Annotated in this window: 24 protein-coding genes; 17 read left to right on the top strand and 7 right to left on the bottom strand. The window is 72.8% G+C overall.

Going from position 1 to position 20,143, the window contains the following annotated elements; translation table 11 throughout:
* Positions 1-10: 10 nt before the first annotated feature.
* Positions 11-463 carry a DUF3429 domain-containing protein gene (locus tag QC818_RS07310; protein ID WP_309652193.1) on the top strand — a complete coding sequence of 151 codons (453 nt, stop codon included), beginning with the start codon at positions 11-13 and terminating at the stop codon, positions 461-463.
* Between the two features lie 56 nt (positions 464-519).
* A complete protein-coding gene (locus QC818_RS07305) occupies positions 520-1,755 on the top strand; it encodes a lytic murein transglycosylase (protein WP_309652192.1) in 1,236 nt (411 codons plus the stop codon).
* Positions 1,756-1,780: 25 nt separating this feature from the next.
* Here QC818_RS07305 and QC818_RS07300 read toward each other — a convergent pair whose 3' ends face one another.
* Positions 1,781-2,494: a 16S rRNA (uracil(1498)-N(3))-methyltransferase gene (locus QC818_RS07300; protein ID WP_309652191.1), complete on the bottom strand. Its 714-nt coding sequence runs from the start codon at positions 2,492-2,494 to the stop codon at positions 1,781-1,783.
* 190 nt (positions 2,495-2,684) lie between these two features.
* Between QC818_RS07300 and phaR the strand changes: the two genes are divergently transcribed.
* From phaR to coq7, 6 genes are all read left to right on the top strand, one after another.
* Positions 2,685-3,134, top strand: coding sequence for a polyhydroxyalkanoate synthesis repressor PhaR (gene phaR, locus QC818_RS07295; protein ID WP_309652190.1), 450 nt, complete (start codon positions 2,685-2,687; stop codon positions 3,132-3,134).
* Positions 3,135-3,213: 79 nt separating this feature from the next.
* Positions 3,214-4,509 (top strand): phosphoribosylamine--glycine ligase, encoded by a 1,296-nt coding sequence (gene purD / locus QC818_RS07290; RefSeq protein WP_309652189.1) that lies wholly within the window; start codon positions 3,214-3,216, stop codon positions 4,507-4,509.
* Between the two features lie 33 nt (positions 4,510-4,542).
* Positions 4,543-4,977 (top strand): acyl-CoA thioesterase, encoded by a 435-nt coding sequence (locus QC818_RS07285; protein WP_309652188.1) that lies wholly within the window; start codon positions 4,543-4,545, stop codon positions 4,975-4,977.
* Positions 4,977-5,849 carry a phosphoribulokinase gene (locus QC818_RS07280; RefSeq protein WP_309652187.1) on the top strand — a complete coding sequence of 291 codons (873 nt, stop codon included), beginning with the start codon at positions 4,977-4,979 and terminating at the stop codon, positions 5,847-5,849. Before QC818_RS07285 ends, QC818_RS07280 begins: the two co-directional genes overlap by 1 nt.
* A gap of 29 nt (positions 5,850-5,878) precedes the next feature.
* Positions 5,879-6,223, top strand: a complete 345-nt coding sequence (locus QC818_RS07275) for a histidine triad nucleotide-binding protein (RefSeq protein WP_309652186.1) — start codon at positions 5,879-5,881, stop codon at positions 6,221-6,223.
* A 156-nt stretch (positions 6,224-6,379) separates the two neighbouring features.
* Positions 6,380-7,024, top strand: coding sequence for a 2-polyprenyl-3-methyl-6-methoxy-1,4-benzoquinone monooxygenase (gene coq7 / locus QC818_RS07270; protein WP_309652185.1), 645 nt, complete (start codon positions 6,380-6,382; stop codon positions 7,022-7,024).
* Positions 7,025-7,135: 111 nt separating this feature from the next.
* Here coq7 and speD read toward each other — a convergent pair whose 3' ends face one another.
* The 4 genes from speD to QC818_RS07250 form a co-directional block, all read right to left on the bottom strand.
* Positions 7,136-7,930: an adenosylmethionine decarboxylase gene (gene speD / locus QC818_RS07265; protein ID WP_309652184.1), complete on the bottom strand. Its 795-nt coding sequence runs from the start codon at positions 7,928-7,930 to the stop codon at positions 7,136-7,138.
* A 144-nt stretch (positions 7,931-8,074) separates the two neighbouring features.
* Positions 8,075-8,494 carry an OsmC family protein gene (locus QC818_RS07260; protein ID WP_309652183.1) on the bottom strand — a complete coding sequence of 140 codons (420 nt, stop codon included), beginning with the start codon at positions 8,492-8,494 and terminating at the stop codon, positions 8,075-8,077.
* A gap of 182 nt (positions 8,495-8,676) precedes the next feature.
* Complete coding sequence (murU, locus tag QC818_RS07255; RefSeq protein ID WP_309652182.1) at positions 8,677-9,348, bottom strand: N-acetylmuramate alpha-1-phosphate uridylyltransferase MurU; 672 nt, start codon at positions 9,346-9,348, stop codon at positions 8,677-8,679.
* Positions 9,345-10,376 (bottom strand): aminoglycoside phosphotransferase family protein, encoded by a 1,032-nt coding sequence (locus tag QC818_RS07250; protein ID WP_309652181.1) that lies wholly within the window; start codon positions 10,374-10,376, stop codon positions 9,345-9,347. Before QC818_RS07250 ends, murU begins: the two co-directional genes overlap by 4 nt.
* 163 nt (positions 10,377-10,539) lie before the next feature.
* Here QC818_RS07250 and QC818_RS07245 point away from each other — a divergent pair, with 163 nt between their 5' ends.
* The 8 genes from QC818_RS07245 to QC818_RS07210 are packed head-to-tail and all read left to right on the top strand — an operon-like array spanning position 10,540 to position 18,311.
* Entirely contained in the window at positions 10,540-13,017 is a 2,478-nt protein-coding gene (locus QC818_RS07245) for an LPS-assembly protein LptD (RefSeq protein WP_309652180.1), read from the top strand.
* A 52-nt stretch (positions 13,018-13,069) separates the two neighbouring features.
* Complete coding sequence (locus QC818_RS07240; RefSeq protein WP_309652179.1) at positions 13,070-13,705, top strand: SurA N-terminal domain-containing protein; 636 nt, start codon at positions 13,070-13,072, stop codon at positions 13,703-13,705.
* The gene (pdxA, locus tag QC818_RS07235; RefSeq protein ID WP_309652178.1) at positions 13,702-14,742 is read left to right on the top strand and encodes a 4-hydroxythreonine-4-phosphate dehydrogenase PdxA; all 1,041 of its coding nucleotides are present in this window, start codon (positions 13,702-13,704) and stop codon (positions 14,740-14,742) included. The genes QC818_RS07240 and pdxA overlap by 4 nt, the downstream gene beginning before the upstream one ends.
* 40 nt (positions 14,743-14,782) lie before the next feature.
* A complete protein-coding gene (gene rsmA, locus QC818_RS07230; protein WP_309652177.1) occupies positions 14,783-15,595 on the top strand; it encodes a 16S rRNA (adenine(1518)-N(6)/adenine(1519)-N(6))-dimethyltransferase RsmA in 813 nt (270 codons plus the stop codon).
* Entirely contained in the window at positions 15,592-15,981 is a 390-nt protein-coding gene (gene apaG, locus QC818_RS07225; RefSeq protein WP_309652176.1) for a Co2+/Mg2+ efflux protein ApaG, read from the top strand. The genes rsmA and apaG overlap by 4 nt, the downstream gene beginning before the upstream one ends.
* Before the next feature lie 16 nt (positions 15,982-15,997).
* The gene (locus tag QC818_RS07220; protein WP_309652175.1) at positions 15,998-16,834 is read left to right on the top strand and encodes a symmetrical bis(5'-nucleosyl)-tetraphosphatase; all 837 of its coding nucleotides are present in this window, start codon (positions 15,998-16,000) and stop codon (positions 16,832-16,834) included.
* A complete protein-coding gene (gene glpE / locus QC818_RS07215; RefSeq protein WP_309652174.1) occupies positions 16,831-17,160 on the top strand; it encodes a thiosulfate sulfurtransferase GlpE in 330 nt (109 codons plus the stop codon). Before QC818_RS07220 ends, glpE begins: the two co-directional genes overlap by 4 nt.
* Positions 17,161-17,162: 2 nt before the next feature.
* Positions 17,163-18,311 (top strand): polynucleotide adenylyltransferase, encoded by a 1,149-nt coding sequence (locus QC818_RS07210; protein WP_309652173.1) that lies wholly within the window; start codon positions 17,163-17,165, stop codon positions 18,309-18,311.
* A gap of 3 nt (positions 18,312-18,314) precedes the next feature.
* On the opposite strand, the gene folK is transcribed toward QC818_RS07210, so the two are convergent.
* Together folK and folB are read right to left on the bottom strand one after the other, a co-directional pair.
* Entirely contained in the window at positions 18,315-18,833 is a 519-nt protein-coding gene (gene folK / locus QC818_RS07205) for a 2-amino-4-hydroxy-6-hydroxymethyldihydropteridine diphosphokinase (RefSeq protein ID WP_309652172.1), read from the bottom strand.
* On the bottom strand, positions 18,833-19,186 hold the full coding sequence (folB, locus tag QC818_RS07200) for a dihydroneopterin aldolase (protein WP_309652171.1): 354 nt from the start codon (positions 19,184-19,186) through the stop codon (positions 18,833-18,835). Before folB ends, folK begins: the two co-directional genes overlap by 1 nt.
* Before the next feature lie 143 nt (positions 19,187-19,329).
* On the opposite strand from folB, the gene QC818_RS07195 reads away from it, so the two are divergent.
* Complete coding sequence (locus QC818_RS07195) at positions 19,330-19,917, top strand: glycerol-3-phosphate acyltransferase (RefSeq protein ID WP_309652170.1); 588 nt, start codon at positions 19,330-19,332, stop codon at positions 19,915-19,917.
* Positions 19,918-20,143: the final 226 nt, after the last annotated feature.

Genomic DNA, 20,143 nt, shown 5'->3' with positions numbered 1-20,143 from the left:
AGGCGACGCCATGCACGATGCCCGCTTCGAACGCCTGACCCGGGGCCTGGGGCTCGCCGGCCTGCTGCCCTTCCTGGGAGCCCTGGCCGCCGCCTGGCTGGCGCCGCCCTTCTGGCAGGTGCTGGCCATCCAGGCCTTCCTGGCCTATGGGGCGGTGATCCTGTCCTTCCTGGGCGGAGTGCACTGGGGCCTGGCGCTGGGCGGCGGCGTGGCGGCCGCCGTCCGCCATCGACGGTTGGCGGTGGCCGTGCTGCCGAGCCTGGTGGCCTGGCCGGCGCTGCTGATCGACGCCCGGCTGGGGGCCGGCTGCCTGGCGGCGGGCTTCCTCGCCCTGCGCGCCTACGAGGCGGGCCCCGGGGCGTCTGGGCTGCCCGGCCACTATCGCCGCCTGCGCACCCTGCTGACCCTGGTCGTGGTGGCCGCCCACCTTCTGCTGCTCCTGCGGCTGATGCGACTGGCCTGACGGCGCGATCTCGGCGATCATCGGGCTCTCGTCGTCCCAGGGAAGCCATCGTCGCCATGCCGTCTCGTCCGTTCCTCGCCGCCTGCCTCTGGGCCGCCCTCGCCGGCGGCCAGGGCGCTCCCTTGCTCGTCGCCCCGGCCGAGGCCGCCACGCCGGCCCCGGCCGCCGCTTCCTTCGCGGCCTGGCGCGCCGACTTCCACCGCCGGGCCCGGGAGGCCGGCATCGGCGAGGCCACCCTGGCCCGGGTCCTGGACGGGCTGCGCCTGCGCCCCGAGGTCATCGAGCGGGATCGCCATCAGCCGGAGTTCGTGCGTCCGATCTGGACCTACCTGGACGCCGCCGTGTCGCCGACCCGCATCCGCCTGGGGCGCCAGCGGCTGACCACGCACCGCGCGGCGGCGCGGGCGGCGGCCGAACGCTACGGGGTGCCGGCCGAGGTGCTGGTGGCCGTGTGGGGCATCGAGAGCAGCTACGGCGGCTACCAGGGCGACGTCGAGACCCTGTCGGCGCTGGCGACCCTGGCCTACGAGGGGCGTCGCCGCGCCTTCGCCCGGGACGAGCTGCTCGATGCCCTGCGCATCCTCGAGGCCGGGGAGGTGGCGCCCGATCGGCTGGTCGGCTCCTGGGCCGGCGCCATGGGCCATCCCCAGTTCCTGCCGTCCAGCTACCTGGCCCACGCCGCCGATGGCGACGGCGACGGGCACCGCGACATCTGGGGCAGCGTCCCGGACGCGCTGGCCTCCATCGGCCGCTACCTCGCCGAGGCCGGCTGGCGCCGGGGCGAGCCCTGGGGGCAGGAGGTGGTGCTGCCGGCCGGCTTCGACCATGGCCAGGCGGAGCCCGCCGTCCGGCGCTCCGCGGCCGAATGGGCGGCCCGGGGCGTGCGCGGCGTCGAGGGCCGCCCCCTGGCGGCGTTCGACGAGGCGGCGGTGATCGCCCCGGCCGGGGCCCGAGGGCCGGCCTTCCTGGTGGGGCCCAACTTCCGGGTCATCCGCCGCTACAACAACGCCACCAGCTATGCCCTGGCGGTCTCCGCGCTGTCCGACGCCCTGGCCGGGCGGCCGGCGATTCGCGGCGACTGGCCCCGGGAGGAGCCGGCGCTGCGTCACGACCAGGTGCGCGAGCTGCAGCAGCGGCTGGCGCGGCGCGGCTATCCGGTGGGCGCCGTGGACGGCCTGCTGGGCCCCGATACCCGCCGGGGGCTGCGGGCCTTCCAGCGCGAGCTCGGCGTGACCCCGGACGGCTTCGCCACCCTGGCCCTGCTGGAGCGGCTGCGCCGCACGGCGCCCTGAGGCGGCGTTGCCGCGGGGGGCGCGATCAGAACAGGCGGGCGAGCAGGGCGGTCACGGCGGTCTCCACCCGCAGGATGCGCGGGCCCAGGTGAATGCCCCGGCAGCCGGCCTCCAGGAGCCGCTCCACCTCCCAGGGGATGAAGCCGCCCTCCGGGCCCACCACCAGCAGGGTGGGAGCCTCGACCCCCCTGGGGCAGGCGTCGGGCATGCCGGGGTGGGCCAGCAGCCCCTGCCGGCCTTCCAGCAGCGCCGGCAGGCGGTCCTCGACGAAGGGACGGAAGCCCTTGGCCAGGGTCACCGTCGGCAGCCGGGTGTCCCGGGCCTGCTCCAGCCCCAGGAGCAAATGGCGGCGGATCTTGTCCTCGGACAGCTCCGGCGATTGCCAGTAGCTCTTCTCCACGCGGCGGGTGTTGAGCAGGGTCAGCGATTTCACGCCCAGCGCGGTCACGTGCTCGAGGGTGCGCGCCAGCATGCGCGGCCGGGGCAGGGCCAGCACCAGGTGCACCGGCAGGGCCGGCGGCGGGGCCTGGTCCAGCCCGGAGACGTCGAAGACCGCCTCCTCGTCGCTCAGGCTCAGCAGCTCGCCCCGGCCCAGCAGGCCGCCCTCGAGGCCCAGGGTCAGGGTGTCGCCGACGCGGGCGCGGTGGACCTCCGCCAGGTGGGCCAGGCGGCGCGGATCGCGGACCCGGGCCAGGCGGGCGTTCTCGAGGTCGTCGGGGGAGAGCAGGATCAGGTTCATGGGGCCTCGGTGGCAAAGCGGTGCCTTGGGACGTGTCGCGGACCGCGGAGTCTACCCCACCGTCCGGGCGATGTGGATCGGCCCGCGGTGCCGGAAAACCGCCTTTCCCTTGCATGGCGGGTGGGGCGGTGCACAATGATCGCATCGGGAGGCAGCCGCCCGCCCGCGACGAACAACGAGGAGCAGCGCCGTGCGCGTGATTCGCAAGTATGCCAATCGCCGGCTCTACGATACCGAGCAGAGCCGCTACGTGACCCTCGAGGACCTGCGCAAGCTGATCCTGGACGAGGTGCCCTTCCGGGTCGAGGACGCCAAGAGCGGCGAGGACCTGACCCGCACCATCCTGCTGACCATCATCATCGAGCAGGAGCAGGCCGACGGCGACGCCCAGGTGTTCTCCAACGACCTGCTGGCCCAGTTCATCCGCGTCTACAACATGGCCCAGCCGCTGCCCCTGGCTCGTTACCTGGAGCAGGGGACCCGGCTGATGATGGAACAGCAGAAGCACATGCAGGACCAGTGGCAGCAGGCCATGCGCCACACTCCCATGGAGCTGATGCGCGAGCTGGCCGAGGAGAACATGCGCTTCTGGCAGCAGAACCTCGGCGGCAAGGGCCGCCAGGACGACGACGATTCCTAGGCGCCGCGGGGCGGCGCAGCGGGACGCTTTCTGACATAATGCCGCGACGTTTTTCCCCGGTAGCGAGGTAGAGCAGCGGATGAAGGTTCTGATCATCGGCGGCGGTGGCCGCGAACACGCCCTGGCCTGGAAGGTCGCCCAGTCCCCCCGGGTCGAGACCGTCTTCGTGGCCCCGGGCAACGCCGGCACCGCCCGGGAGCCCGGTCTCGAGAACGTGGCCGTGGGCGCCGAGGACCTGGACGGCCTGGTCGCCTTCGCCGGCGAGCGAGGCGTCGACCTGACCATCGTCGGCCCCGAGGCGCCGCTGGTCGCCGGCGTGGTCGACCGCTTCCGCGAGGCCGGCCTTGCGATCTTCGGCCCCACCGCCGGGGCCGCCCAGCTCGAGGGCTCCAAGGCCTTCACCAAGGACTTCCTGGCCCGCCACGCCATTCCCTCCGCCGAGTATCGCACCTTCGTGGCCGTGGAGCCGGCGCTCGCCTACCTGGCCGAGCGCGGGGCGCCGATCGTCATCAAGGCCGACGGCCTGGCCGCCGGCAAGGGCGTCATCGTCGCCCAGACACTGGCCGAGGCCGAGGCCGCGGTGCGCGACATGCTCGAGGCCAACGCCTTCGGCGATGCCGGCGCCCGGGTGGTGATCGAGGACTTCCTGCAGGGCGAGGAGGCCAGCTTCATCGTCATGGTCGACGGCGACACGGTGCTGCCCATGGCCACCAGCCAGGACCACAAGCGCGCCCTCGACGGCGACCGCGGGCCGAACACCGGCGGCATGGGCGCCTACTCGCCGGCGCCGGTGGTCACCGACACGGTCTTCGAGCGCGTCATGGAACGGGTCATCCGGCCCACGGTGCGCGGCATGGCCGAGGAAGGGCACCCCTACACCGGCTTCCTGTACGCGGGGCTGATGATCGACGCCGAGGGCAACCCCCGGGTGATCGAGTACAACTGCCGCTTCGGCGACCCCGAGACCCAGCCGATCATGATGCGCCTGACCTCCGACCTGGCCGAGCTGTGCCTGGCCGGGGCCCGCGGCGAGCTGGCCGGGCGCGCCTGCGACTGGGACGCGCGGGCCGCGGTGGGCGTGGTGATGGCCGCCGGCGGCTATCCCGGCGGCTATCGCAAGGGCGACGCCATCGCCGGGCTCGAGGCGGCCGAGGCCACCGGCTGCAAGGTCTTCCATGCCGGCACCGCCGCGGGCGACGACGGCCAGCCCGTCACCGCCGGGGGCCGGGTGCTGTGCGTCACCGCCCTGGGCGAGGGCGTGTCCGCCGCCCGCGACCTGGCCTACCGGGGGGTGGCCGAGATCCACTGGCCGGACGCGCTCTACCGTCGCGACATCGCCCACCGCGCCATCGCCCGGGAAGGCGGCGAGGGCTGAGGCGTCCGCCCGGAACCAATACGAGGAGGCTGCATGGAGCGCGTCAGGCTGGACTTTCCCGAGGCCGATATCCGCCATCGCCACCCGCTGACGGTGCGCGTGACCGACATGAACTACGGCCGCCACCTCGGCCACGACGCCCTGGTGTCGCTGCTCCATGAGGCCCGCATCCAGGCCCTGGCCGCCCTGGGGCTCGCCGAGGGCGACATGGGCGGCTATCCCAGCGTGGCCGCCGACCTGGCCGTCCAGTACCAGGCCGAGGCGCGCTGGCCCGAGGCGCTGGTGGCGGACACCGCCATCCCGGCTCCGGGCCGCAAGGCAATCACCGTCTACCATCGCCTGCGCCGCGAGGCGGATGCCGCCGTGGTGGCCACCGCGCGGCTCAACCTGATGCTGGTGGATCCGGCCTCCGGGCGCCCGGTGGCGATTCCCGAGGCGGTGCGCGAGCGCCTGGCGGAGACGGCCTGATGTCCCGGGAGTATCCGATCATCGCCGTGACCGGCTCCTCCGGGGCCGGCACCACCACCGTCAAGCGCACCTTCGAGCGCATGTTCGCCCGGGAGGACGTGCACGCCGCCTTCGTCGACGGCGACGCCTTCCACCGCTACACCCGCCAGGAGCTGGCGCGGATCTTCCGCGAGGAGCCCGAGCGCAAGGACAAGCTGTCCCACTTCGCCGTGGAGGCCAACCTGCTCGACCGCCTGGAGACGCTGTTCCAGGAGTACGGCGAACACGGCACCGGTACCTATCGCCACTACATCCACGCCGAAGACAAGTCGATGATCGAGGCCGGCTACCAGGTGGGCACCTTCACCGAGTGGCAGCCGCTGCCCACCGGCACCGACCTGCTGTTCTACGAGGGCCTGCACGGCGGCCTGGTCACCGCCGACCACGATATCGCCCGGCACGTCGACCTGCTGGTCGGGGTGGCGCCGACCATGAACCTGGAGTGGATCCAGAAGATCGATCGCGACATGCGCTACCGGGGCTACTCCCAGGAGGCGGTGATCGACACCATCCTGGGGCGCATGGACGACTACGTGCGCTACATCCAGCCGCAGTTCTCGCGCACCCACATCAACTTCCAGCGGGTTCCCACGGTGGACACCTCCAACCCCTTCGAGGTGCAGGACATCCCCGCCGATGCCGAGTCCTTCGTGGTGATCCGCTTCCGCGATCCCGCCACGGTGGACTTTCCCTACCTGCTGGCGATGATTCAGGATGCCTTCATGAGCCGCCCCCACACCCTGGTGGTGCCGGGCTCGCGGATGCCGCTGGCCATGGAGCTGATCCTGGGCCCGCTGGTGCGCCACCTGCTCACCCAGCGGCGCTTCCGCTGATTCTCCGCCACGACGAGGAGCACGCCCCCATGGATTGCCTGTTCTGCAAGATCATCGATCGCGAGATTCCCGCCGATATCGTCTACGAAGACGACGAGGTGCTGGCCTTCAACGACATCAACCCCCAGGCCCCCACCCATATGCTGATCGTGCCCAAGCGGCACATCGCCACCCTCAACGACATCGAGGAGGACGGCGACCTGGCGCTGGTGGGGCGCCTGCAGTACACCGCCGCCCGGCTCGCCGAGCGCGAGGGCTTCGCCGAGGACGGCTATCGGGTGGTGATGAACTGCAATGACCAGGGCGGCCAGACCGTCTACCATATTCATATGCACCTGATGGGCGGTCGACGCTTTACCTGGCCGGCTGGGTAGTCGGCAACCCGCGGCTCGCCGCGGTCCCGTGCGGCGTTCGACGCATCGGGTGCATCTCGCGCACGCCGCCCGCCGGGCGGCGTCGTCGCGTCCGGGCACTGCCCGCCCCGGGGCGACTCGGTTACAATGAGCGCACCATCGAGTCAGGGGGGTGTCATGAACCGCCAGTTTTCCCGCGCCGACCACCTGGTCTGCCAGTTCGACGCCGTGCTGCGCACGCTCGTGCCCCGGGCGGCCAAGGCCGCCCGTCCCTCGCCGGCCGGCCCCGAGGTGCGCGACGAGGCCCTGAGCGACGACGAGCGCCGCCACGCCGAGGGGCTGATGCGCATCAACCATACCGGCGAGGTCTGCGCCCAGGCGCTCTACCAGGGCCAGGGGCTGACCGCCAAGCTGCCCGAGGTCCGCGAGCAGATGGAGGAGGCCGCCCAGGAGGAGATCGACCACCTGGCCTGGTGCGAGGACCGCATCACCGAGCTCGGCGGTCGCACCAGCCGGCTCAACCCGCTGTTCTACGCCGCCTCCTTCGGCCTCGGCGCCCTGGCCGGGGCCGTGGGCGATCGCGTCAGCCTGGGCTTCGTGGCCGCCACCGAGGAACAGGTGGGGCGCCACCTCGACGCCCATCTGGATCGCCTGCCCCCCGGCGACCACCGCTCCCGGTCGGTGCTGCGCCAGATGGCCGTCGACGAGGCTCAGCACGCCGAACAGGCCCTGGCCGCCGGCGGCGCCCGCTTCCCCGGGCCGGTCAAGGCCGGCATGACGCTGGCCTCCAGGGTGATGACCAAATCGGTCTATAAGCTGTAAGCCGTAAGCTTTAAGCTGTAAGAAAAGGCGAAACCCCCATCGGTCAGCACCGGTGGGGGTTTCGGGGCTTTCGGGGGGCTTACAGCTTATGGCTCCCGCGCTCCGCGCGGGCTAGTCCATATTGCGCGAGTAGAAGATCTCCAGCATCTCCTTGCGCAGGCGGCTCTCGATGTCCCGCGCCTCCTCGAAGGAGATGTCCCGGCGCGAGGTGCCGAACAGGTAGTTGTCCAGCTCGAAGTCCTTGAGCAGCATCTTGGTGTGGAACATGTTCTCCTGGTACACGTTCACGTCCACCATCTGGTAGGCCTGCTTGGTGTCCTCGGCCAGGTAGTCCTGGATGGAGGTGATGTCGTGGTCGATGAACAGCTTCTTGCCGTCTACGTCCCGGGTGAAGCCGCGCACCCGGTAGTCCATGGTGACGATGTCGGAGTCGAAGCTGTGGATCAGGTAGTTCAGCGCCTTCAGCGGGCTGATCTGGCCGCAGGTGGACACGTCGATGTCCAGGCGGAAGGTGCTGATGCCGTTGTCCGGATGGGACTCCGGGTAGCTGTGCACCGTGACGTGGCTCTTGTCGAGGTGGGCGACCACCGTCTCCGGCAGCGGGCCGGGACCGGGCTCCATCTGTTCGGGATCGGCGTCCTCCAGCTCGTGCTCGGCGATCAGGATGGTCACGCTGGCGCCGTGGGGCTCGTAGTCCTGGCGAGAGATGTTGAGCACATGGGCGCCGATGATGTTGGTGACGTCCTTGAGGATCTGCGTCAGGCGCTCGGCGTTGTAGAGCTCATCGATGTAGTCGATGTACGCCTTGCGCTGCTCCTCGGTCTTCGCGTAGCAGATGTCGTAGATGTTGAAGCTCAGGGAGCTGGTCAGGTTGTTGAACCCGTGGAGTCGGAGATTGTCGGTCACGTCCGAGCCTCCCAAAGTGGCGGATGTATCATCCCGACGAGCGGCGCCGGAACCCCTGGCGATCGAAAGGCGCGTATTATGCACAGCCCGCCGTGACGGCGCACCCGCCGCGGCGGATTTTTTTCGCCGCCGCGGCGGGGCGGCTTAGTCCTCGACGATGGTGAAGGAGTGCGTCACCTCGACGCCGCCCTTGGCCAGCATGATCGAGGCGCTGCAGTACTTGTCGGCGGACAGCTCCACGGCGCGCTTGACCTGCTTCTCCTTGAGGCCGCGGCCGCTGACCGTGAAGTGCACGTGGATCCTGGTGAAGACGCTGGGCACGGCGTCGGCGCGCTCGGCCTCGACGCTGGCCACGCAGTCCGAGACCGGGGCCCGGGACTTCTCGAGGATCTCCAGCACGTCGAAGGAGGTGCAGGCGCCCATGCCCATCAGCAGCATTTCCATGGGGCGGGGGCCGGTGTTGTGGCCGCCGTGGTCGGGGGGGCCGTCGATGACCACGCTGTGGCCGCTGCCGGCCTCAGCGACGAACTGGCGACCGTCGGTCCATTTCACTGTGGCTTTCATGAGCTGAGTTCCTTCCTGTTGATTAAACGCGCGACTCCACCGCGGCCGCTGCCGACTGTCCACATCCCGAGGCGACGAACTGGCGACCGTCGGTCCATTTCACTGTGGCTTTCATAGGCGGGGTCCTTCTGGATTGCGGGCAAGGGGGAGGCGGGCAGCATAGCAGCTGTCGGCGCCGGGGCTCAGCCCCGGCCGTCGCGCAGGCGGCGGTCCAGGGCCGCGAGGCGCGCCGGGGTGCCGACATCCACCCAGGCGCCGCGATGATGATGGCCGGCGACCCGCCCCTCTGCCATGGCCGCGCGCAGCAGCGGCGCCAGGGCGAAGGCGCCGTCGGCCCGGTCGGCCACCAGCGCCGGGTCGAGCTGCGCCAGGCCGGCGTAGGTCAGGCGGGGCGCGCCCGTCGCGTGCACCCGCCCCGCGGCGTCCAGGTGGAAGTCGCCGTCCGGATGGTGGTCGGGGTTGTCCACCAGCACCAGCCGGGCCAGGTCGTCGTCGAGGGCGGGGAGTGCGTCGGGGGCGAGGTCGCACCAGACGTCGCCGTTGACCAGCCAGAAGGGGGCCTCGCCGAGCAGCGGCAGGGCGCGGCGGATGCCGCCGCCGGTCTCCAGCGGGGCCTCCTCGCGGCTCCAGGCGATATGCACCCCGAAGTCGCCGCCGTCGCCCAGGGCCTCGATGATCTGCTCGGCCCGGTAGCTGACGTTGATCACCACCTCGCGGATGCCCGCCGCGGCCAGGCGTTCCAGGTGGTGGACGATCAGCGGCTTGCCGGCTACCGGCAGCAGCGGCTTGGGACAGCGGTCGGTGAGCGGGCGCATGCGGGTGCCGAGGCCGGCGGCCAGGATCATCGCCTTCATGCCGCCCCCTCCGCGGCCAGTCGCGCCGCCAGGGCGGGGCGCAGGGTGTCGGCGAGCCAGGCCCGGACGGCGTCGTGGCCGTCGAGCTCGGCCAGGGCGTCCTCCAGGTGGGCGAGGAAGTGCGGCAGCCGGGCGAGATAACCGTCGCGATGGTCGCGCAGGGTCAGCCGGCAGAAGATGCCCAGCACCTTGAGGCTGCGCTGGGCGGCCATGCCCGCCACCTGCCGGCGGAAGGCGTCCGGGGCGACGCCCGCCGCGAGCCGGCCGTCGGCCACCGCGCGGGCCCGGAAGGCCTCGATCCAGGCCGCACGTTGCGCCGGGGCGAAGCGGCAGTAGCGGCCGTGCAGCAGCGAGATCAGGTCATAGCTGATGGGGCCGGCCACGGCGTCCTGGAAGTCGATCAGGTAGAGGCGCTCCTCGACCACCATCAGGTTCATGGCGTCGAAGTCCCGGTGCACGGTGACCACCGGCTGGGCCAGGGCGGCCTCGATCAGCGCCTGGCGCAGGGCGTCCCAGCCGGGCGGCGGGGCGACGTCGAGCCAGCGCGCCAGGCACCACTCGGGGAAGAGGTCCAGCTCGCGGCCGAGCAGCGCGGCGTCATAGGGCGGCAGGCCATCCGGGGCGGCGCGGTTCTGGAGGTCATGGACGAGATCCAGGGCGCGCTCGTGCCAGGCCAGGGTGGCGGGGTCGTCCTCGGCGGCGAAGCGGCTCTGCAGCGGGGTGTCGCCCAGGTCGTCGAGCTCCAGGAAGCCGGCGGCGAGATCCACGCCGTGCAGGGCCGGCACCGGCAGGCCGGCCTCGGCCCAGCGGCGCGCCACGGCCACGAAGGGGGCGCTGTCCTCCCGGTCGGGCGGGGCGTCCATCAGGATCCGCGTGTCGCCGTCCGGCAGCCGCAGCCGGTAGTAGCGGCGAAAGCTGGCATCGCCGGCCGCCAGGCGCAGGTCGACGGCCGCCGGGGCCAGGCCGTGGCGGCGGGCGACCCACTGGCGCAGGCAGTCGTGGCGCGTCGGGGCATCGGCCTCGGGCATCTTCACCTCTCGGTCATCGGGTGGCGGAGCGTCGGTTGACGGCCCCGGGGCGGCGCCGCATGCTGAGGCCCCACGTCGTCGGCGACGACCGGGGCGCGTCGGCGGGACAGCGCGCTCGGGGGCTGTATAATACCGATTCACTCTGCCAAGGACATCGTGGAACATGGCCAAGCGACGCACCTGGACGGCCCTGGCAGGCCTGATGACCTCGAGCCTGCTGACCGGCCCGGCGCTGGCGGCGCCCCCCGAGCCGCTGCCGGCCGCACAGCTGGACTGGCAACCCTGGGGCGAGGAACGCCCCGCCGGCGCCGTGTGCCGCGGCCGCTACGTGATGCCGGCCTACCGACTGCCGCCGCCGCCCGAGGGGCGGGTGGCCAGCGAGGCCGACAGCGGCGAGTACGGCATCGAGGGCGAGACTCGGCTCGCCGGCGAGGTGGTGCTGCGCCGCGGCGACACCCAGCTCGAGGCGCCGCGGGTCCACCTGCCCGCGGCCCGCGACCGGGTGCTGGCCGATGGCCCCCTGGCGATCCGCGACCGCGACCTGCTGGTGCGCGGCGAGGCCGCCGAGTTCTCCCTGGACAGCGACGCGGCGCGCATCGAGGGCGCCCACTACGTGGCCCACGCGCAGCGCCTGCGCGGCGACGCGGTGCGCCTGGCGCGGCTGGCGGACGGGCGCTATCGCCTGCGCGAGGCCAGCTTCACCACCTGCGAGCCGGGCAGCCGGCTGTGGCGCCTGGTCGGCAACGACATCCTGCTCGACCGCGAGAGCGGCTTCGGCACCGCCCGCCACGCGCGCCTGGAGGTCGGCCGGGTGCCGGTCTTCTACTGGCCCTGGGTGCGCTTTCCCATCGACGACCGCCGCCAGACCGGCTTCCTGTGGCCGATGGTCGGCAGCAGCGGCGACGGCCTCGACTATGCCCAGCCGTTCTACTGGAACATCGCCCCCGACCAGGACGCGACCCTCACGCCGCGCTGGATCAGCGATCGCGGCTGGCTGCTGGGCGCCGAGTATCGCTACCTCTTCCCGTCCGATGCCGGCACCCTGGAGGGCGCCTATATCGCCGACGACAAGCGCGCCGGGGAGGGCGCCTCGGACGGCTCTTCGCTGGAGGACGGTGACGCGCGCTGGTACCTGGATGTCCGCCATGCCGGCCGCCTCGATGCGCGCACCGATTATCGCCTGCAATACGGCGCGGCCAGCGACGGCGCCTACTTCGACGACTTCGGCCGCGACTTCGCCGAGCGCGACACCGACCACCTGGCGCGCCTGGCCCGGCTCGACTACCGCGGCGACGTCTGGCGGCTGCAGGCCCGGGCCCAGGGCTACCAGAAGCTCGACGATCCCCTGGACGAGGGCGACAAGCCCTTCTATCGCCTGCCGAGCCTGGACGCGCGGGGCCGCTGGTCCCAGGACAGCGGCCTCTACCAGGAGTGGAACGCCAACCTCACCTACTTCTGGCGTGACGTCGAGGGCGACGAGGACGGCTTCTACGACTTCCGCGACCGCCGCCGGCGGATCCCGATCCGCGAGGCGGCCGACGGCACCCGGCTGCGCCTGACGCCGGCGCTGGGCTGGCGCCTCGACCGCCCCTGGGGGTTTTTGGAGCCCCGGGTCGAGCTGGCCCATCTCGCCTACGACCTGGACTACGGCCGTCGCGACACCGAGCGCAGCGAGACCCCGTCGCTGACCGTGCCCGTGGCCTCGGTGGACGGCGGCCTGGTGTTCGAGCGCGACCTGTCGCTGGGCGGGCGCGGCTACCGCCAGACCCTGGAGCCGCGCCTCAACTACGCCTATGTCCCGGCCGAGGACCAGCGCGACTTCCCCGACTTCGACACCAGCCAGCGCGCCTTCTCCTGGAACCAGTTGTGGTCGCCGGACCGCTTCTCCGGCGGCGATCGGGTGGGCGACCTCAATCGCCTGTCGCTGGGCCTGGAGACCCGGCTGCTGGAGGATGCCGGCGGCCGCGAGCGGCTCTCGTTGGGCCTCGGCCAGGCCTACTACCTGGACGATCGCGCCATCGACCTGGCCGGCGATCCCGACAAGGCCGAGCGCGAGGACTTCGCCAGCTTCGAGCGCTTCTACGACGCCACCCGGGACCGCTCGCCGCTGGTCGCCCGGCTCGACTGGCGGCTGACCGATCGCTGGCGCACCTGCTGGGAGTGGCTCTACGACGACCACCTGTCGCGCACCGAGCGCGCCGGCTGGAGCCTGGCGTACCGCGCCGAGGCCGGACATGCGTTCAACCTGGGCTATCGCTGGGAGCTGCAGGGCTTCGACCCGGCCGAGGAGGACGACGACGTGCGCGGCTACGACCGCGAGGAGATCGACGTCTCCGGCGCCTGGCGCGTCTCGCCGAGCCTCGACCTGATCGCCCGGGCGGTCTACGACAACACCAACGACCGGACCCTCGAGCAGCTGGCGGGTGTGCAGTGGAACGACTGCTGTTATGGTCTGCAGCTGGTGTGGCGCGAGTGGATCGACGACGAGGGCACCGCCGACACCATCGGCGACGACACCACGGACCGCGGCCTCTTCCTGCGCTTCGTCTTCAAGGGACTCGGCGGCGTCGGCGGCGAGGCCGCGGGCTACTTCGACGGCGCCGTTCCCGGATATCGCAGCACCGCCTTCGGCCGGCCCTGAACGGCGCGGCGCCGGCCCCCCAGACACCCCGAACGAGAGAGGAACGACCGACATGCGCAGCCGACAACTCGCCCCCCTGCTGCTGGCCGTGCTGCTGGGGGCCGCGCCCCTGGCCGGCCAGGCCCAGGAGCGCCAGCCCCTGGACCGCATCGTGGCGGTGGTCAACGAGGGCGCCATCATGGCCTCCCAGCTGGAGGACCGCCTCGCCCAGACCCGCCGCCAGCTGACCGCCCGGGGCATCGAGCTGCCGTCCGACCAGGCGCTGCGCGAGCAGGTGCTCGACCGCCTGATCGTCGAGGAGATCCAGCTGCAGATGGCCCGGGAGGCCAACCTCAGCGTCGACGACACCGAGCTCAACCGCCAGGTGCGGGCCATCGCCGAGGGCAACGGCATGACCCTGGAGCAGTTCGCCGACGCCCTGGAGGCCGATGGTCTGTCGCTGGGCATGATGCGCGACCAGGTGCGTCGCGAGTTGCTGATGCGCGAGCTCCAGCAGCGCCGGGTCGCCGGCCGGGTCAGCCTCTCCGAGCGCGAGGTCGAGCGCTTCATGGAGCAGCAGGGCGGTCTGAGCCGCGAGCAGGCCCGCCAGGCGCTCTTCCAGCGCAAGGCCGGCGACGAGATGGAGGCCTGGCTCCAGGAGATCCGCGCCGAGGCCTTCGTCGACGAGCGCCTCGAGCCCGGGGCATGACCGACGCCCCGGTCCTGGCCCTGACCACCGGCGAGCCGGCCGGCATCGGCCCCGAGCTCGCGGTGATGCTGGCCGCCGCCGGCACGCCGGCCGGGCGGCCGGTGGCGGTGGGCGATCCCGAGCTGCTCGCCGAGCGCGCCGCGGCCATCGGCCGGCCCCTGGAGCTCGTCGAGCTGGGACCCGGCGAGCCGGTGCCCGAGGCGCGGCCCGGGAGGCTGCCGGTGTGGCCGGTGTCGCTGGCCGCCCCGGCCCGCCCCGGCGTGCTGGATACCCGCAACGCCGGCTACGTGCTCGAGACCCTGGACCGGGCCCTGGCGGCCTGCCGCGCCGGCGAGGCGGAGGGCATGGTCACCGCCCCGCTGCACAAGGCGGTGATCGTCGAGGCCGGCCAGGCCGAGTTCACCGGCCACACCGAATACCTGCGCGACGCCTGCGGGCTCGACGAGGTGGTGATGATGCTCGCCACCGACCGCGCCCTGCACGCCGCGGGCTCCGGCTGGCAGGGCCCGCGGGCGCTGCGCGTGGCGCTGGCTACCACCCACCTGCCGCTGCGCGAGGTGGCCGACGCCGTGACCCCGGCGCGGCTGAGCCGGGTGCTGCGGATCCTCGACGCCGACCTGCGCCGCTGGTTCGGCCTGGACGCGCCGCGCATCGCCGTCTGTGGGCTCAATCCCCATGCCGGCGAGGCCGGTCACCTGGGGAGCGAGGAGCTGGACACCATCGCCCCGACCCTGGCGGCCCTGCGCCGCGAGGGGCTGACCCTTGACGGCCCGCTGCCGGCGGATACCCTGTTCACCCCGCGCCACCTGGCCGACGCCGACGCCGTGCTGGCGATGTATCATGACCAGGGCCTGCCGGTGCTCAAGTACGCCGGCTTCGGCCGCGCCGCCAACGTCACCCTGGGCCTGCCCCTGGTGCGCACCTCGGTCGACCACGGCACGGCCCTGGACCTGGCCGGCCGCGGCGTCGCCGACCCCGGCAGCCTGGCGGTGGCCGTCTCCCTCGCCGCCGAGATGGCGCGACGGGGCCGCGGCTGAGCCCGGTGTCGCCCCCGATTCGAACAGAAGGACAGAGTGCATGGCATCCCGCCCCCAGGGTCATCGCGCCCGCAAGCGCTTCGGCCAGAACTTCCTGCGCGACCCCGGCATCATCGCCCGGCTGGTGCGCGCCATCGGCCCCCGGCCCGGCGAGCGCCTGATCGAGATCGGCCCCGGCCAGGGCGCCCTCACCGAGCCGTTGCTGGAGGCGACGGACGGCCACCTCGAGGTCATCGAGCTGGACCGCGACCTGATCCCCGGGCTGCGCGTGCAGTTCTTCGACAAGCCCGGCTTCGTCATCCACGAGGGCGACGCCCTGAAGATGGACTTCCGCGCCCTGCGCGGCGAGGGGCCGGCGCTGCGGGTGGTGGGCAACCTGCCCTACAATATTTCCACGCCGCTGATCTCGCACCTGCTCGAGGCCGGCGAGGCGGTGGCCGACATGCACTTCATGCTGCAGAAGGAGGTCGTCGAGCGGCTGGCCGCCGAGCCCGGCAGCGCGGCGCGCGGCCGGCTGTCGGTGCTGGCCCAGTACCACTGCCGGGTCGAGTCGTTGTTCACCGTGCCCCCCGAGGCCTTCGTGCCGCGCCCCAAGGTGGAGTCGGCCATCGTGCGCCTGACGCCCCATGCCGAGCCGCCGCATCGGGCCAGCGACGAGACGCTGCTGTTCGAGGTGGTGCGCCAGGCCTTCGCCCAGCGTCGCAAGACGCTGCGCAACAACCTCAAGGGCCGGCTCGGCGCCGAGGCCCTGGAGGCCCTGGGCATCGCGCCCGGCCGACGTCCCCAGACCCTGACCGTGGAGGAATTCGTGCGTATCGCCAATCATCTGGCCGAGGCGGGAGGTGACTCATGACGGCCCCGGCGCTGGGCGAGGGGATCCGCGTCGACGTGGAGCCGGCCTTCCGGGAGGACGAGTCGGACCCGGAGGAGGGGCGCTTCGTGTTCAGCTACACCATCACGGTGCACAACCACTCCGGGCACAGCATGCAGCTGCTGGCCCGCCACTGGAAGATCACCCAGAGCAGCGGCGAGGTCCAGGAGGTCCGCGGCAAGGGGGTGGTGGGCCAGCAGCCGCTGATCGGGCCTGGCCAGACCTTCCGCTACACCAGCCGGGCGATCCTGGACGGTCCCGTGGGGGTCATGGAGGGCGCCTTCACCTGCGTGGACACCGCCTCCCAGCGCCCCTTCGAGGTCGCCGTCGCCCCCTTCCGGCTGGCCGGCCCCAACCAGGTCCACTGAACGCGAGGGAGCGCCCATGACCACCTATGCCGTCGGCGACCTGCAAGGCTGCCACGAGGAGTTCGTGGCCCTGCTGGAGCGCCTGGCGTTCGACCCGCGCCGCGACCGGCTGTGGCTGGCCGGCGACCTGGTCAACCGCGGCCGCGGCTCTCTGGCCTGCCTGCGCGAGGTCGCCGCCCTGGGCGACGCCGCCCGGGTGGTGCTCGGCAACCACGACCTGCACCTGCTGGCGGTGGCGCGCGGCGGGGCCCGGCTCAAGCGCAAGGACACCCTGGCGGCCATCCTCGAGGCCCCCGACCGGGAGCGCCTGCTCGACTGGCTGCAGAGCCGGCCGCTGGTGGTCCGCGACGGCGACACCCTGATGAGCCACGCCGGCCTGCCGCCCCGCTGGGGCCTCGACCGCGCGGTGGCGCTGGCCGACGAGGTCGCCGAGCGGCTCGGCGGCGAGCATGCCGGCGCCTTCCTCGAGCGCATGTACGGCAACGCCCCGGCCCGCTGGCGGGACGACCTGGAGGGCCTCGACCGGCTGCGGGCGATCGTCAACACCTTCACCCGCATGCGCTTCATCGACGCCGCCGGCACCCTCGACTTCACCGCCAAGGAGGGGTTGGACAGCGCCCCGCCGGGCTTCGCCCCCTGGTTCCAGTACCCCCGCGACGACGATCCGCGCCTGCTGTTCGGCCACTGGGCCGCCCTGCAGGGCGCCACCCCCGGCAGCCGGGTGCGGGCCGAGGCCCTGGACACCGGCTGCGTCTGGGGCGGGGCCTTGACCGCCCTGGACCTCGAGAGCGGCGAGCGCATCCGCGTGCCCAGCCGCCACTGCCCCCTTCCCCGCGACCCGGAGGCCCGATGACTGCGCCGACCTTCCTGCACCTGGACAACGCCACCCTGGGCGACTGGCTCGACGCCGGCCGCCCCCTGACCCTGGTGGACATCCGCGACCCGGCGAGCTTCGCCGCCGGCCACCTGCCCGGCAGCCGCCACCTGGACAACGCCGGCGTTCCGGCGCTGCTGGCCGAGGCGCCCCGGGAGACGCCGCTGGTGGTGATCTGCTACCACGGCCACTCCAGCCAGCAGGCCGCCGCCTGGCTGGCCGCCCAGGGCTTCGCCGAGGTCTACAGCCTGGACGGCGGCTTCACCGACTGGCAGCACCGGCACCCCGAGCGGGTGGAGGCCTGAGCGTGCCCCGCCGTCGCGATGCCCGTCTCGAGGGCCTGGCGGTCTACCGGGTCGGCGGCGCCGTGCGCGACGCCCGCCTGGGCTGGCCGGTCACCGATGTCGACTGGGTGGTGGTCGGCGCCACGCCCGAGGTCATGACCGGCCGCGGCTTCAAGGCCGTGGGCCGCGACTTCCCGGTCTTCCTGCACCCGGACACCCACGAGGAGTTCGCCCTGGCGCGCACCGAGCGCAAGGCCGGGCACGGCTACACCGGCTTCGAGGTCCATGCCAGCCCCGAGGTCACCCTGGAGCAGGACCTGGCGCGCCGCGACCTGACCGTCAACGCCATGGCCGAGACCCCGGAGGGCGAGCTGGTGGACCCCTACGGCGGGCTGGCCGACCTGCAGGCGCGGGTGCTGCGCCACGTGTCGCCGGCCTTCGTCGAGGATCCGCTGCGGGTGCTGCGCGCCGCGCGCTTCCTGGCCCGCTACGCCGGCCTGGGCTTCGTGATCGCCGAGGAGACCCGGGCCCTGATGCGCCGCCTGGTCGACAGCGGCGAGCTCGACCACCTGGTGGCCGAGCGAGTCTGGGCCGAGACCGAGAAGGCCCTGGGCGAGCCCTGGCCGGATGTCTACTTCCAGGCGCTGCACGACTGCGGGGCCCTGGCGGTGCTGATGCCGGAGCTGGCGGCGGACGAGGCGGCCCTCGACCGGGCCCTGGGGCGGTTGCCGCGACTGCCCGAGGATACCCCCGCCGAGGCGGAGGCCCACTGGCGGTGGGCGCGGCTGGTCGAGCACCTCGACCGCGAGGCGCGCCGCCGCCTGGGGAATCGGCTCAGGCTGCCCGGCGCGCCGGTGCGCCTCGCCGACCAGGCCGCGGCGACCCGGTCGCTGTGCCGCGACGCCGAGCGACGGGGACTGGACGGCGCCCGGGTGATGGCCTGGCTCGACGCCGTGGATGCCTGGCGGCGCCCGGAGCGGGTGCCGCCGCTGATCAGCCTGGTCAGCCTGGAGGTCGCCGACCTGGCGGAGCCCCTGGCCCTGGCCTGGCGGCTGGCCGGCCAGATCCTGCCGCGCGGCCTGGTCGAGGAGGGCTTCGAGGGGCGTGCGCTGGGCGAGGAGCTCGCCCGCCGGCGCCGGGCGGTGATCGACGGGGTGCTGGCGGACGACTGAGCCTCAGGCCTGCCCGGACAGGCGGCGCCCCCGCCACACGAAGTCCACCGGCCACAGGGCCTGCTCCGGGGCGTCGAAGGCGGCCCAGAGGTCGGCATAGCGCTCCCCGCCGAGCGGATGCCGGGCGTCGGGCAACAGCTCCGCCAGGGGCCTGAGCACGAAGGCGTGGTGGCGGATCCCGGCGCGGGGCAGGGCGACGCCGTCGTGCTCGCCGATCAGCTCGCCGACGCTGAGCAGGTCGATGTCCAGGGTCCGCGGGCTGAACTTGGGGCTGTCCGGGCGCCGCCCGTTGGCGAATTCCAGGCGCTTGCACCAGGCCTGCAGCTCGCCCACCGTCCAGGCGGACTCGAAGACCGCCACCAGGTTGTAGAAGTTGCGGCCGTCCTCGAAGCCCACCGGCTCGCTCTCGTAGACCCGCGACAGGCGCAGGTCGCCGAAGGTGTCGGCCAGGGCGTCGAGGCAGGCGCGCACGTGGCGGTCGCGCTCGATGTTGCTGCCGATGCTCACGCAGACCCGGGCCATCAGCGCTGCCCCCGCTCGATGCGCACGCCCACCGCCGCCGCATCGGGCACCGCGCCGGGCTTGCGCAGGGTCAGCCGCAGCCAGGCGATGGCGAACTCCTGGCGAAGGGTCTCGGCCAGCCGTTCGGCGAAGGTCTCCACCAGCTCGAAGCGGTGCTCGGCGCCGAAGGCCTGGATGCGCTCGCTGATGGCGGCGTAGTTCAGGGTCCTGGCCAGGTCGTCGTCCGCCGCCGCGGGGCGGATGTCGGCGGCCAGCTCGAGGTCGAGCACCAGGGTCTGGGTCAGGGTGCGCTCCCAGTCATAGACGCCGATCACGGTGTCGACCTTCAGCGCTTCGATCAGTACGAGATCCATCGAGGGCTCCCGGGCCAGGCAGGGTGGGGCGGTGGTTGGCCGGCGATTGTACGACAGCGGATGCGACGGGGACAGCGTCGCCGACTGTTCCCCCCGCGCCATGGCTGGCAGAATCGAGTCACTCCCCGACGCGAGGCTCGCCGGTGCTGACCCAACTCGAACTCCTCCTGCCGCTCGTGGCGCTGGGCTATCTCAGCGGCACCTGGCTCGGCGCGCTGACGGTCTGCCGGCTCGCCGGGCTCGGCGATCCCCGGCTGGCGGGCTCCGGCAATCCCGGCTTCTCCAACGTGCTGCGGCTCCACGGCCCCCGGCTGGCCCTGGCCACCCTGCTGGTGGATGCCGCCAAGGGCATGCCGGTGCTGGGGCTGGCCCTGCTGATGGGGCTGCCGCCCTGGGGGCAGGGGCTGGTGGGGCTGGGCGTGCTGCTCGGCCACAGCTACCCGGTCTGGTACCGCTTCCGCGGCGGCAAGGGGGTGGCCAGCGCCTTCGGCGTGATGCTGATGCTGATGCCGGGCGTGGCGATGGTCTGCGGCCTGGTCTGGAGCCTGCTCGCCTGGTGGCTGCGCACCGCGGCCATCGCTTCGCTGGCCAGCGCGGCCATGGCGCCGCTGGCGGCGATCTGGCTGGCTCCGGCCTACGTGCCGGTGGTGATCGGCTTCACCCTGCTGGTGCTGGGCCGACATGTCTTCAACATTCGCCGGCTGGGGCGCGGCGAGGAACCGGGGTTGTAGGAACGCAGCCAGGCGCCTGGTTCCGCCTCGGGGGGCGGGCCGGCTCATCGCGCAACGAGTTGCGCTCCTACAATCCGAGGCGATCCATGCCCTCGGGCGGCTCAGGCCCATCCATCGGCCAGAGCGGCACCGCCCGTGCCGGTGGTGATCGGCTTCACCCTGCTGGTGCTGGGCCGACATGTCTTCAACATTCCCGGCTGGGGCGCGGCGAGGAACCGGGGCTGTA

The organism is Halomonas koreensis, from assembly GCF_031451675.1.
Classification (GTDB): Bacteria; Pseudomonadota; Gammaproteobacteria; order Pseudomonadales; family Halomonadaceae; genus Halomonas; species Halomonas koreensis.
The sequence above is the reverse complement of the archived record's forward strand: the minus strand, read 5'-3'. Positions and strand labels throughout refer to the sequence as shown.

Excerpts from the sequence above, each read along its gene's own strand:
- QC818_RS07310 (WP_309652193.1), top strand. The coding sequence starts at position 11 with ATGCACGATGCCCGCTTCGAACGCCTGACCCGGGGCCTGGGGCTCGCC.
- QC818_RS07305 (WP_309652192.1), top strand. The coding sequence starts at position 520 with ATGCCGTCTCGTCCGTTCCTCGCCGCCTGCCTCTGGGCCGCCCTCGCC.
- QC818_RS07300 (WP_309652191.1), bottom strand. The coding sequence starts at position 2,494 with ATGAACCTGATCCTGCTCTCCCCCGACGACCTCGAGAACGCCCGCCTG.
- purD (WP_309652189.1), top strand. The coding sequence starts at position 3,214 with ATGAAGGTTCTGATCATCGGCGGCGGTGGCCGCGAACACGCCCTGGCC.
- QC818_RS07285 (WP_309652188.1), top strand. The coding sequence starts at position 4,543 with ATGGAGCGCGTCAGGCTGGACTTTCCCGAGGCCGATATCCGCCATCGC.
- QC818_RS07280 (WP_309652187.1), top strand. The coding sequence starts at position 4,977 with ATGTCCCGGGAGTATCCGATCATCGCCGTGACCGGCTCCTCCGGGGCC.
- QC818_RS07275 (WP_309652186.1), top strand. The coding sequence starts at position 5,879 with ATGGATTGCCTGTTCTGCAAGATCATCGATCGCGAGATTCCCGCCGAT.
- coq7 (WP_309652185.1), top strand. The coding sequence starts at position 6,380 with ATGAACCGCCAGTTTTCCCGCGCCGACCACCTGGTCTGCCAGTTCGAC.
- QC818_RS07260 (WP_309652183.1), bottom strand. The coding sequence starts at position 8,494 with ATGAAAGCCACAGTGAAATGGACCGACGGTCGCCAGTTCGTCGCTGAG.
- murU (WP_309652182.1), bottom strand. The coding sequence starts at position 9,348 with ATGAAGGCGATGATCCTGGCCGCCGGCCTCGGCACCCGCATGCGCCCG.
- QC818_RS07250 (WP_309652181.1), bottom strand. The coding sequence starts at position 10,376 with ATGCCCGAGGCCGATGCCCCGACGCGCCACGACTGCCTGCGCCAGTGG.
- QC818_RS07245 (WP_309652180.1), top strand. The coding sequence starts at position 10,540 with ATGGCCAAGCGACGCACCTGGACGGCCCTGGCAGGCCTGATGACCTCG.
- QC818_RS07240 (WP_309652179.1), top strand. The coding sequence starts at position 13,070 with ATGCGCAGCCGACAACTCGCCCCCCTGCTGCTGGCCGTGCTGCTGGGG.
- pdxA (WP_309652178.1), top strand. The coding sequence starts at position 13,702 with ATGACCGACGCCCCGGTCCTGGCCCTGACCACCGGCGAGCCGGCCGGC.
- rsmA (WP_309652177.1), top strand. The coding sequence starts at position 14,783 with ATGGCATCCCGCCCCCAGGGTCATCGCGCCCGCAAGCGCTTCGGCCAG.
- apaG (WP_309652176.1), top strand. The coding sequence starts at position 15,592 with ATGACGGCCCCGGCGCTGGGCGAGGGGATCCGCGTCGACGTGGAGCCG.
- QC818_RS07220 (WP_309652175.1), top strand. The coding sequence starts at position 15,998 with ATGACCACCTATGCCGTCGGCGACCTGCAAGGCTGCCACGAGGAGTTC.
- glpE (WP_309652174.1), top strand. The coding sequence starts at position 16,831 with ATGACTGCGCCGACCTTCCTGCACCTGGACAACGCCACCCTGGGCGAC.
- folK (WP_309652172.1), bottom strand. The coding sequence starts at position 18,833 with ATGGCCCGGGTCTGCGTGAGCATCGGCAGCAACATCGAGCGCGACCGC.
- folB (WP_309652171.1), bottom strand. The coding sequence starts at position 19,186 with ATGGATCTCGTACTGATCGAAGCGCTGAAGGTCGACACCGTGATCGGC.